Genomic DNA, 11,094 nt, shown 5'->3' on the forward strand with positions numbered 1-11,094 from the left:
ATATTCAGGAGGTGCCCGTCGAAGAGGTCATTCGTCAAATCTTCGCCCGGCGCGAGGATTCAAAGCCGTCGAGGTCTTGATCCGGCTTCGAAACAGTCCGACGCACACTCGCGGCGCGCGACTTCTTCCGGTGTTTTTGGCAGTGGTTTGAGATGTGTTGCCACATGTTGCCACCGTTGCCACTTGCTTTTTGTTTGAACACTTGCGCGAATCGTCAGTCAGAATTATTGTAAGGCGACCCGTATGACGGCCAGACGACTGAAGGGAGAAGTAGGAAACCCCACAACGTATCGTCGATGCCGTTCCTCCCTGGTCCGGGTCAAATCCACCATATCTCATTGTATGACCAAAACCTCAGATATGATCGCAGAAGTGATCCGCAATCGGAAACACCCCTTTCCGCAAGTCGCGGATCGACCAGACAAACCTCATAAAAACCGTTATGAGCGAAGAAAAATCAAACAATACATTCACCTTGGGAACTGGGCTGAAGAAGCCAAAACCTAACCCCTACGACTAAAATCTCTGTCCACGAAAGCCACGCGTTTGTGCGTGGCTTTTTTGTTTCTGGCTTTCGTGTTATTACTGGAGAATCTTGGTCTGGAACGCCGTCGCCGCGGTTTGAAGCGCATGCCGCATCGTGGCCGGGTAGTGCGCCAGGCCTCGCAACATCATTTGGAAAAGTGAAACGGGCCCGCACCATTCGGGCAAAGACCAGAGGCGTGTCGCCCATTTGGAGAATTCCAGGGAACGTTCGTTGGCGGGGCGCCGAAGCCGTTCGTATTCCTCGAGCAGGTTCCGCTCATTCGACAGCGCCAACTTTGCCGGCACGCAAGCATCCGCGACTGACATGTTGGCGCCCTGGCCGCCCACCGGGGTGACCGGGTGCGCCGCATCGCCAATCAGGATGGCCCCGTCCACACCGTAGCGCGGGACGTGGCCCCGCCTCGCCGGATGCACATGAAATCTTCCGGAAATCGCCGCTCGCCGACAATACTTGGCGCGGCTGGATAGAGACTGCAAAACCGCTTCCACGGTTCTGCAACCGACGCCGGGCTGTCGGAAATCTTGGGACGAGCAGCCACGAACCCAACGCCTTTGCCCTGCGGCAGAGGCCCTGCCGCGAGCAAGAGAATGCCCGAAGGATCATCGCTCTCATTCAACCACACCTGCGCAAAGCTCGAATCCAAACCCGGCGGCCAATCGAACCCGAAGCAATGAAAATCCAGCGGAAACATGATCCGCTCCATCTGAAGGCCCGCAGCTTTTCGGAGAATTGACTGCGGTCCGTCATCCCCAATCGTCCAGCGCGCTAGCCACTCGCTCTCTTTGGCGGTGGCGACGTCCAGGGCGCGAACGCCGACGATTCGCTCCTTCTCCTTGAGCACCGAAGTGACCTCGAAGCCACGCCGAACTTCGGAGCTATTCAGGCTGAGCAAGTGCTCTCGAGTGAGGTTGGGATTGGTCAGCCAGGGTTGAATCTTGAGATCATCCAGCAAATCCGGAGAAATCAAGTGGTGCACGCGCTTTCCCTCATTGATCTCCATCCCGCGCAGCGGCGAGGCGGACTCCTGCTCCCAGGTCGCTTTCGGGATCAGCGAGCAAAGCACGTCGATGGTTGCCGGCCATAGAATCTCCGGCCGCAGATAACGCGGAGGCCCGGAGTTCTTTTCGAGCAAAACAACCTTCCTTCCGCTTCGTCCCAGCAGCTCGGCCAGCACCGCCCCACCAATTCCTCCGCCTACGATTAGAAAATCCATACGGCTTGATGAGTTGCGAACGAGACGCGCATACGTGCGGGCGCAAGAAGGCGTCGGTGAGGGGCGGTTGAGAGAGGATGGTTCACAGGGCTTTCTCTGCGGGCGCTGATCTTCAACACTGAATTGCGCTTGAGCTCGCGAAGGAGAGCCATCGGCCCTATCCTAATCGCAAATCACGGCCTGGAAAGCAGGAAATGTGATCGCGGGACGGAATTTCGTTTCCTCACAAGAGCAATAATGGTAAACGCTCTCCCGGTCATATGCAGGAAGGCAAGTTGTTGAACTCCGATCTCCACCCGGACTAGCCATGGCTTCCCTTGCCGAAATCTCCGCGATCCACATCGGTTACGCCCTGACCGTGTTCGGAGCGTGCTATGCCCTGGGTTGCATCACGCTCGGTTACTACCTGGTTTGGATGACCACGGGTCAAGACGTTCGGCAATCGGGGAGCGGAAATGTGGGCGCCCGGAACGTGAGCCGCACGCTTGGCCCCTGGGCGTTCGCCGTCACTCTGGCCTGGGACATGGGCAAAGGCGGGCTGGCGGTTTGGGGAACTGAGCGCGTCAACTCCGGCGAATCCCTGAAATGCCTGGCGATGCTCGCCGTCGTCGCCGGCCACATCTGGCCCGCGCAACTTCGCTTCCGCGGCGGCAAAGGCATGGCCACGGCAGCCGGCGCGGCGATCGCTTTGAACCCGTGGGCGATGGTCGGACCGGTGGCGCTGTTTATCCCGCTGGTGGGTTTGCTGAAAAGCACGACGCTGGCAGGTCTCGTCGCCTTCACGTCCCTTCCTTTCGTGAGCGGATTCTTGAGGAATTCCGGTTGGGAGACTCTGGGATTCGCGCTCCTGGCCGCTCTCGTCTTGTTCGCCCATCGCACCAATATCCGGGAAGAACTGGCTGCTCTGGCTGCGGCTCGGAAAAACAGAACCGGATCGTCCCGTTCCCAAGAAACGCCTTTATGAAGCTGCCTGCACCGATCGAGTTCAAAATCGCGACGGAGGATTGGGAGTTTGAACAAATCCACCGCTTGAACTACCGCACGTTCGTGGAGGAGATTCCCCAGCATCAACCGAGTCCGACCGGTTTCTTGGTGGACAGGTTTCACGCCGAAAATACCTACATCATCTGCGTGTCCGGCCGGCAACTCATCGGGATGCTCGCGGTGCGCAGCAAACGGCCCTTCTCGCTGGATCAGAAGTTGCCCCGGCTTGACGATCATTTGCCGCCGGGAAGGTCGGTTTGCGAGATCCGGCTGCTGGCGGTGGAGAAAAACTATCGCATGGGCCAGGTCTCGCTCGGACTGCTCAAATACGCCGGGGAATACTGCGTCCGGCAAGGCTACGACATGGCGGTGATTTCAGGGACCACGCGGCAACAGAAACTCTACAAGCACCTGGGCTTCGTTCCGTTCGGTCCGCTGGTCGGCAGCGGCGAAGCGCTTTTCCAACCGATGTATCTCACGCGCGAAGCCTTCGAGGCCAACACGAAAGATTTCGCGGCGGCCGAAGCACGGGAAGCTCAGAGCAATCGCCCTTGGGCTTGAGCCTGAAACAGCAGTGGTTTAACAGAAGGGAACAGAGTTAACAGAGGTTCCCAGCGCGGTTAACGCCGCAACCAAACATCCGCACGCTTCGCCCGCGCTGGGGTCAGTGCCTGAAGTTTTTGGCGGCAAAACTCGTTGAGCTTGAATCGGCGCGCTACGCCAGCGCGCCTGCCACGAGATCCCCGACCTGGGACGTGCTGTGCCCCATATGGCCTGCTGCCAGGCTCTTGATTTTTTCGCGCGTGACCTTGATCACGGCGCTTTCAATGGCCTGAGCCGCGGCGGTCTCTCCAAGGAAATCCAGCATCATCTGCCCGGCACAAATGGCTGCCAGCGGATTGATGACACCCTGGCCGGTATATTTCGGCGCGCTGCCTCCGATCGGCTCAAACATGCTTGCGCCATTGGGATTGATGTTGCCCCCCGCGGCAATCCCCATGCCGCCCTGAATCATCGCCCCGAGATCCGTGATGATGTCGCCAAACATGTTGTCCGTAACGATCACGTCGAACCACTCCGGATTCTTGACAAACCACATCGTGGTCGCGTCCACGTGGGCGTAGTCGCGCTTGATCTCCGGAAAATCTTTCTTGCCGATCTCGTGAAACGCCCGCTCCCAAAGGTCGAACGCGTAGGTCAACACGTTGGTCTTGCCGGACAGGGTGAGTTTCTTGGCCTTGTTCCGCTTTCGCGTCAGCTCGAACGCAAAGCGCAAGCAGCGCTCGACCCCGCGGCGCGTGTTGATGCTTTCCTGGACGGCGATTTCGTTCGGCGTGCCTTTGAACACGAACCCGCCCGACCCCGTGTAAAGCCCTTCGTTGTTTTCACGCACCACTACGAAATCGATGTGTTCGGGCTTCTTGTCCTTCAGCGGGCAAAATCGTTCGTCGTACAGCTTGACTGGCCGGAGATTGATATACTGCTCCAGCTCAAAGCGAAGGCGCAGGAGAATCCCCTTTTCCAGAATGCCGGGCTTGACGTCCGGATGTCCGATCGCTCCCAGGAGAATGGCCGGGAATTTCCGCAATTCATCCGCCGCGCTGTCGGGCAATGCCTCGTTCGTCTTCAAATAGCGGGCGCCTCCGAAATCATAGTGCGTGTAATTCAGTTTCAGGCCAAATTTGGCTGAGGCGGCGTCCAGCACTTTCAGCGCTTCCCGAATGACTTCCGGGCCGGTCCCGTCGCCGCCAATCACTGCAATATTGTAACTCTTCATGATGTTTCCTGCCCGCTGGTTGCGCGGGGAGGCAGGATGCTAATGATTCCCGGCTTGCTTTCAACGGAATTGTGCAAATACCGGTATGCCCGAAGTTGAGGGTGGGGCGAGGCTCTCGCCGAGCCAATGCCATCGAAGAAAGGCTCCGCAGGAGCGTCGCCTCACCGTCGTTACAGTAACTGAGGGGATACAAATACCGAGATGCGTCCATAATCGCTGTTGGGTAGGATTCGTCCGTGCAACCCAATGTGAGCTACCGGATTGTTCGCCTGGCCAATGGTGTCTGGAGCGTGCATTCCCTGGCCCACGCGGAGACGTTCCATCCCGTCATTGGCCCGGTCGCAGAAGCGGAGGCACTGTATGTCAAACAGCTCAAACTGGCGGAGCGCTTCCGACGGCACCCCGAGGAATTTGTGATCTGGGATGTAGGCTTTGGCGCCGCCGGCAACGCGATCACCGTCCTTCGCGCTCTGGCCGAGATCCCGGGTTCCATACAGGTTGTCAGCTTTGATCGCACTTCGGAACCGATGCAGTTCGCTCTGGAAAATATCGAGCCGCTCGAATATTTGCGCGGCTTCGAAAATCACCTCAAAGAACTGCTCTCCCTTAAGCGCGCCGAATTTGCTTTGGGCCAAGCCCAGGTGGCGTGGCGGCTGCATTTGGAGGATTTCCCCAGCTTGCTCGTCTCGCCCGCGGCGAAAGCTATCCCTAAGCCGCACGCGATTCTCTTCGACGCTTACTCGCCCGCGAAGAACCCAACCATGTGGACGCAACCCGTGTTTGCCGACCTCCACCGTCTGCTGGATCCGCAACGGCCTTGCGCGTTGCCGACCTACTCGCGAAGCACGATGCTGCGCGTCTCGCTCTTGTTGGCTGGATTCTACGTGGGAAGCGGCCATGCCACAGGCGAGAAAGAGGAAACCACCATCGCCGCGAATGCCCTGGAGCTCATTGACGACCCGCTTGACCGAAGATGGCTCGAACGCGCGCGCCGTTCGACCAGCGCCGAGCCGATGTGGGAGCCCAACTACCGCCAGGCGCCCCTCTCGCGCCGCACCTGGGCCATGCTCCACGAGCATCCACAGTTTCATTAAGAGCGTGTCCGAAAATTCCGCGGGGTCCTGTTTTCGCGCCAAAGGCCGGATGGCGAGGCGCGACGAAGGAGAATATCCTCCCTGGATCTTCGACTGAGGAGCAACGAAAGCCAGGCGGCCTTTGGCGCGAAAACCCTCCGGGCGGCGGGTCTTTTGCCTGCGGCCTGCGTTAGCTCGTTCCTTACAGCCCGCTACGGGGATGCTCGGACCTCGCCGCCTTGGCCGCAGCCAAAATCCCTCGCCGCAGGACCCCACGGAATTTTGAAGCAGGCTCTCAATAGGAATCGCTGCATGCGCTCAACGGCGATTGAATCACAGCCTGGCTTCAGAAGGAATATGAGTGTTTCGCCATGTTTCTGGCTGGCGCATCGCCGAATGAGGACTGGCACTTGGCGGTCGTGCCGCCTGCGATTTGTTCCGGCGGAACCTTTGAGAATAGCCCAGTGTTTCAAACGCTGGGTTAGCGGAGTCGGAGCGTCGAGTCGTAGGGACGTCTGCGAGGTTCAGCAACGAACCAGCTTCAAACCCGCGGCGGCCGCCAGCTTCTGCTGCCGTTCATCAAAGGTCAAAAAGTGGCGGACTTTGAGTTCCAGCGCGCAGGCGACATGCAGGACGTCCAGCGAACGCGTCCCCAGTTTCGGCGTGTGGTTCCGGCTCAATTCTGCGGCGCGATTCAATGCCGCTCGCCACAAAATGTCCGCTTGACGAAGGCGCCCGTTCGCAAAGTCGTCGGCCAAATCCGCCAGGGCTTCCGCCAAGCCCTGTTCGTTGAGGTGCCCGAGGAAGGCGCACCGGCAGATAGCGTTGATCACTTCGGTCCGGCCGTGATGCGTCACCGGCAGCGCGTCGCCGATTTTCGCCCGCCAAGCGGAGATTTCGCGGGAACCAGCCTGATGGATATACAAGCGCGCCAGCCCACTGGGATCCACATAAACCTCCTCAGCGGTCACCGCGTTCCTCCTCCCAAAACCGCCGAGTCTCCTCCGCGGGCATCGGCTTCGGCTGACGCTTCAATAGGCGCGCGTAGTAATCCAGCGGGCGTCGGCGCTTCGGGGGTTGAGAGATTACGGCTTTCAGCACATAAGCTGGCGCACCGTGATCGGTGATCACGATCTCGCCGTGCTGTTCGATCTTCTTTTTCACGGAACGAAAGTCGGTCCGCAATTCCCGGATGGTCGCGGTATGGGCGCTCATATGTGAAACATGCGTGTTTCACAGGCTCTGTCAAGTCGCCGCTCCCGAAGGCTGGAATGTCGTTTGGCCCGGTTCCACCACCGCCGGCAGACGAACCGTGAAACAGGATCCCTTTCCAGATTCGCTCTCCACAGTGAGTTCGCCGCCCATCATTAGCGCGAACTTCTTGCAGAGCGCGAGGCCCAGGCCTGTGCCGCCGTACTTTTTCGATGTGCTCGCATCGGCTTGGGTGAAGGCCTGAAAGAGCTTCGCGAGTTGCTCCGGCGTCATGCCGATGCCGGTGTCGCTGACGCGGAAAGTGATGAGGGGATAGGGGTTAGTGGTCAGTGGAGCACTCGGTGCGTCGCTTTGGCTTCTGCTAGCCACTAACCCCTTATCACTCGTCACTGTTATCGTGCGCTCACCCTCACCCCGGCCCTCTCCCGCTGGGAGAGGGAGAATGGTTTGCCGCGCCGGGTTGGATTCGGGCGCGCTGGTCTCAGCGCGCGCGCTGCCTTCTCCCTCGCCCTCAGGGAGAGGGCTGGGGTGAGGGTGAGCGGCGGCACGTTCCTGCGCTCTGGATTTCAGTAGCGTGCCGGAACGCACCTCTCCCACTTCAACGTTCGATGTTCGATGTTCGTCCGACCTCCAAACGTATCACGCCATTGCTCGTAAACTTGCACGCATTGCTCAGCAGATTGAACAACGTCTGGCGCAGCTTCGTTTGATCCGACCGCATCAAGCCGATGTCCGCAGGGCACTGCACCTCCAGGCAATTGGAATTCTTCGACACGAGCGGCTGCACGGTCGCCGCCACTTCATTCACCAACCTCGCCAGGTCGAACTCCTCGAGGAACAACGTCATCTTGCCCGCTTCAATCTTGGACAAATCCAGAATGTCATTGACCAAGCTGAGTTGATGCTTGGCGGCCGCCTGGATTTTTTTGAGATCAGGCACGAGCGCTTTCTGGCCCATGTCTTCGAGTTCTTCCTGCACCATCTCTGAATAACCAATGATCGCATTAAGCGGCGTGCGCAACTCGTGACTCATGCTGGCCAGGAAATGCGACTTGGCCTGGTTGGCGGAGTCGGCGGATTCTTTGGCCTCCTCGGCCACCTTGCGCGCCGCTTCCAGTTGCACGTTTTTCGCCGCCAAATCGAAAGAGGCTTTCTCCGCTGTTTCCCGGGCATTGTGTTCCTCTTCGAGCAAGCGTTCCCGCAAGCGCGCGGCCTCGCGCCGTTTCGCCGAGTAAAGCCAGCCCGCCGTGATTCCCCAAGCCAGCAACCCCAAAACTCCCCCGCCCACCGGCGCCATGATCCAGGCGTTCGCGAACCACGGAGCCACGATTCGTAATGGAACCAAGGCGGGTTCCGAATAATTCAAATCGCGGTCGATGTACTGCACGGCAAGCGTGTAGGCGCCGGCGCGGTTGGTGCCCCAACCAAACTGCGGCTCTTTCTGCGATGCCGACCAATCCTCGCCGCGCTTCATTTCCTCGACGCTCGCCGTTCCCGGCGCGACCTGATAGCGGAATCGCCGCGTCTCTGCGTGCGTCTTGGTATCGGCGACACTGACGTGGAACGTCACGCGCCGGCCCGTCAGAATCGCTGGAAGTTCGGCGGGATTATCGAAGCGCCGATCGATTTCCACGGCCACCGTCGGCGTGTTGGCCGGAGCTCGCGGCGGCGGGCGGTACCGCGTCACGCCGCGATCCGTTCCCAGCCAGATCGCCCCGGATTTGCCTTCGCAAATGGTTCGGACATTGTGGCCGATCAGCCCGTCGCGCTCAGTGAGCGTGGACCACGTGTGGCCGTCAAAGCGCGTCGCGCCCGCCTGGGAGCCAAACCAAAGCCAACGCCGGCTGTCGCGGAAAATGCTTTCCACGCGGTTATGCGCGAGGCGGTCGTTCGAGCGGGTGTAAGTCGCCACGAACCGTTCGCCATCGAAGCACGAAACGCCGCTGTCCGTTCCAATCCAGACCAAGCCATCCGGATCGCTGTGGAATGCGAGCACGATATCGCCGACGAGTCCGTTGGTTTTGGTGAAAAATTGAAAAGACTTGCCGTCGAACATGGCGGCGCCAGGCCCGGTGCCATCCCCAGCCAGGTTCTCCCCGAACCAAATACGCCCCTTGGTGTCGCAGTACACCAGGTTGTAGCGGCGGCGCAAAGGTCCATTGGTGAGCGAAAGGTTTTCAAATCTCCCGTTGACGTAATGGGAGATGCCAGCCTCCGTCGCTGCCCAAATTGAATTGTCGTGTCCCCGCGTGAGGGAGAAAACGCGGTTGCCCGCCAAGCCATCGTTCGTCGTCCACCGGTGCGAAGAGGTCCCATTGAAAGACACAAGCCCGCCATCGGTCGCCAACCACATCTCCCCGCCTCCTCCTGCAACGATCGCGGTGACGCGATTCGTCAGGGCAGCATTATCCGAGAAGTGATGAACGCTTCGTCCGTCGAGTCGGGACACGCCAGGTGCTCCGCTGTACTGGTAGCTGAATACCCTCACCGCACCATAACCAATCCAGATCCCGCCGTCGTTGGCCGCGGTCATCGCCGTCACTCGGTTCCGAGCCAAACCATCGGCCGTGTTAAAGCTGGTAAATGTATCCGGCTCGTAGCGCACGGCGCCACCCGTGGCTGTGCCCACCCAAATCGCTCCATCCCGTGAGCTGGTTACGAACTGGCACTCGCCCAGCAGGAGCCCGTCGTGCTCGGTGAAATTGACGAAGTTCGTCCCATCAAAACGGGAGACGCCCCTGGGCCCGGCCAACCAGACGACGCCATCGGGCGTCGAGTAGGTGGAAAACGCCATGCCTGACAGCCCGTGCTCAGCCGTGTACCGCACAAAGTTCGTCCCGTCATAACTGCAGGCACCCGGTGCGGCGCCGAACCAGACTTTTCCGTCCGGCGCGACGTGGGGAGTATCCGTCTCGAACTCGCCGAGACCTGCGTCCTTCGTCACGTTGAAAAAATTCGTCCCATCATACTTCACGAGCGCTCCTCCGCCGGTGAACCAGATCGCGTTCCCTTCCGGGGAACCGCTGATCTTAATGGCCGTCCCGGCCGGGAAACCATTGGTCCTCGTAAAGGCCACAAACCGGTGGCCGTCAAAGTACGCGGCGCCGCCATTCCTTCCTGCTCCTCCAACCCAAACTTTGCCGCGCGCGGTCACCTAGGCCGCATGGATGTACAGCATCGGCAGTCCATCTTTGATTCCGTAATTGACGAACTTCTTGCCATCGTAGCGCGAGACGCCATTGGCGGTGGTGAACCATAACGTGCCATCCGACTGGCGGTCCATATTCACGATGAAGTTGTCCGGCAAGCCATCCTCGGTCGTGAAATTGATGAATCGTGTGCCGTCAAACCTCGAGGCGCCGCTGCTCGTCGCGATCCACACGTGGCCGCTCGGTTCGAACACAAATTTCCGAATCTGCAATTCACTCGCCAGGCCGTCCGCCAAGGTGTAAGTCGTCCACGTCCCTTTCTTGAACGGCGTGAAACGGAAGTTCACGTCCACCGTCGTCCGACCGGATTCAATTGTGATTTGCGATTTTTGATTGGCGATTGCCGAATTGGAATTCGTAACAGCCGACACTGCCTCGATCCCCCTCACCCTTCCCTCTCCCCCAGTGGGGGAGAGGGTGTCCGAAGGACGGGTGAGGGGGTTCGCTGGCGGGCTCGAGTTCATTTCCGATTTAGTCGCCTCTTGACTACGGCTGCCAGCCGTTTGGCTGCCTTCCACAAATTCCGATTCATTCAGTCCTGCGTAGTATTCGTATCCATCAATGACCACGCAACGAACCTGATATTCTCCACACGGAACGTTTTCGAAGCGATAGCTGCCGCTCGCATCGCTGATCGCGTTCTGCACGACGCGGCCATCGGCACGCCATTGAAGTAGAGCTTGCAGGCATTGCTGCGGCAAACCACGGCCAGATGACACCATTGATTCGAACGCACCAGGCCCGGGAAGTGGTAATTCTGATAGCCGGTGATCGGCCCGCCCGGCGTCCGCGTCGGCTGGTCGATAAAGAGAACGCCATTTGGCCTTAAATTGACGCCGACCTCTCGCACTTCATCCGTCAGTTCGAAAAAGCGCGACACCCAGCCTTCCACAGTGATCACTTCGTTCGTGAACAACCCGCGCGGCAGTTCGACGTAGCTGCCATTACCGTCCAGTTCGAGCACCCGGTTGGGCGGGGCGGGTTGAGAGCAGATTTGAGTTGAGAATTGAGAGAAAACAAAGGAGCAGACGACACCCGCAATGGCGTTCCGAAGTTTCATAGCGCTGTGAGCGAATTCA

At 59.3% G+C, this 11,094-nt stretch carries 12 protein-coding genes; 3 read left to right on the top strand and 9 right to left on the bottom strand.

Features of this window, described 5'->3' with window-relative positions:
- Window positions 1-582: 582 nt before the first annotated feature.
- A complete protein-coding gene (locus FJ398_20920) occupies window positions 583-1,035 on the bottom strand; it encodes a hypothetical protein (GenBank protein MBM3840377.1) in 453 nt (150 codons plus the stop codon).
- Window positions 903-1,760, bottom strand: coding sequence for a hypothetical protein (locus FJ398_20925; protein MBM3840378.1), 858 nt, complete (start codon window positions 1,758-1,760; stop codon window positions 903-905). The genes FJ398_20920 and FJ398_20925 overlap by 133 nt, the downstream gene beginning before the upstream one ends.
- A gap of 307 nt (window positions 1,761-2,067) precedes the next feature.
- Between FJ398_20925 and FJ398_20930 the strand changes: the two genes are divergently transcribed.
- Window positions 2,068-2,724: a glycerol-3-phosphate acyltransferase gene (locus tag FJ398_20930; GenBank protein ID MBM3840379.1), complete on the top strand. Its 657-nt coding sequence runs from the start codon at window positions 2,068-2,070 to the stop codon at window positions 2,722-2,724.
- Window positions 2,721-3,305, top strand: coding sequence for a GNAT family N-acetyltransferase (locus tag FJ398_20935; protein ID MBM3840380.1), 585 nt, complete (start codon window positions 2,721-2,723; stop codon window positions 3,303-3,305). The genes FJ398_20930 and FJ398_20935 overlap by 4 nt, the downstream gene beginning before the upstream one ends.
- Before the next feature lie 154 nt (window positions 3,306-3,459).
- Here FJ398_20935 and FJ398_20940 read toward each other — a convergent pair whose 3' ends face one another.
- On the bottom strand, window positions 3,460-4,521 hold the full coding sequence (locus tag FJ398_20940; GenBank protein ID MBM3840381.1) for a 3-isopropylmalate dehydrogenase: 1,062 nt from the start codon (window positions 4,519-4,521) through the stop codon (window positions 3,460-3,462).
- 236 nt (window positions 4,522-4,757) lie between these two features.
- Here FJ398_20940 and FJ398_20945 point away from each other — a divergent pair, with 236 nt between their 5' ends.
- Window positions 4,758-5,615, top strand: a complete 858-nt coding sequence (locus FJ398_20945) for a hypothetical protein (protein MBM3840382.1) — start codon at window positions 4,758-4,760, stop codon at window positions 5,613-5,615.
- Window positions 5,616-6,118: 503 nt separating this feature from the next.
- On the opposite strand, the gene FJ398_20950 is transcribed toward FJ398_20945, so the two are convergent.
- The 6 genes from FJ398_20950 to FJ398_20975 form a co-directional block, all read right to left on the bottom strand.
- Entirely contained in the window at window positions 6,119-6,565 is a 447-nt protein-coding gene (locus tag FJ398_20950; protein ID MBM3840383.1) for a type II toxin-antitoxin system VapC family toxin, read from the bottom strand.
- A complete protein-coding gene (locus FJ398_20955; GenBank protein ID MBM3840384.1) occupies window positions 6,555-6,809 on the bottom strand; it encodes a type II toxin-antitoxin system Phd/YefM family antitoxin in 255 nt (84 codons plus the stop codon). The genes FJ398_20950 and FJ398_20955 overlap by 11 nt, the downstream gene beginning before the upstream one ends.
- A 30-nt stretch (window positions 6,810-6,839) precedes the next feature.
- Window positions 6,840-7,403 carry a hypothetical protein gene (locus FJ398_20960; GenBank protein MBM3840385.1) on the bottom strand — a complete coding sequence of 188 codons (564 nt, stop codon included), beginning with the start codon at window positions 7,401-7,403 and terminating at the stop codon, window positions 6,840-6,842.
- A gap of 1 nt (window position 7,404) precedes the next feature.
- Window positions 7,405-9,882, bottom strand: coding sequence for a hypothetical protein (locus FJ398_20965; GenBank protein MBM3840386.1), 2,478 nt, complete (start codon window positions 9,880-9,882; stop codon window positions 7,405-7,407).
- Between the two features lie 78 nt (window positions 9,883-9,960).
- Window positions 9,961-10,302 (bottom strand): hypothetical protein, encoded by a 342-nt coding sequence (locus FJ398_20970; GenBank protein ID MBM3840387.1) that lies wholly within the window; start codon window positions 10,300-10,302, stop codon window positions 9,961-9,963.
- 245 nt (window positions 10,303-10,547) lie between these two features.
- A complete protein-coding gene (locus FJ398_20975) occupies window positions 10,548-11,075 on the bottom strand; it encodes a LamG domain-containing protein (GenBank protein MBM3840388.1) in 528 nt (175 codons plus the stop codon).
- Window positions 11,076-11,094: the final 19 nt, after the last annotated feature.

The sequence above is a fragment of the Verrucomicrobiota bacterium genome (genome assembly GCA_016871535.1).
Classification (GTDB): Bacteria; Verrucomicrobiota; Verrucomicrobiia; order Limisphaerales; family SIBE01; genus VHCZ01.

What these genes read in the sequence shown, in the direction of transcription:
- FJ398_20955 (MBM3840384.1), bottom strand. Translation starts at nt 6,809, where the DNA reads ATGAGCGCCCATACCGCGACCATCCGGGAATTGCGGACCGACTTTCGT.
- FJ398_20930 (MBM3840379.1), top strand. Translation starts at nt 2,068, where the DNA reads ATGGCTTCCCTTGCCGAAATCTCCGCGATCCACATCGGTTACGCCCTG.
- FJ398_20925 (MBM3840378.1), bottom strand. Translation starts at nt 1,760, where the DNA reads ATGGATTTTCTAATCGTAGGCGGAGGAATTGGTGGGGCGGTGCTGGCC.
- FJ398_20975 (MBM3840388.1), bottom strand. Translation starts at nt 11,075, where the DNA reads ATGAAACTTCGGAACGCCATTGCGGGTGTCGTCTGCTCCTTTGTTTTC.
- FJ398_20940 (MBM3840381.1), bottom strand. Translation starts at nt 4,521, where the DNA reads ATGAAGAGTTACAATATTGCAGTGATTGGCGGCGACGGGACCGGCCCG.
- FJ398_20935 (MBM3840380.1), top strand. Translation starts at nt 2,721, where the DNA reads ATGAAGCTGCCTGCACCGATCGAGTTCAAAATCGCGACGGAGGATTGG.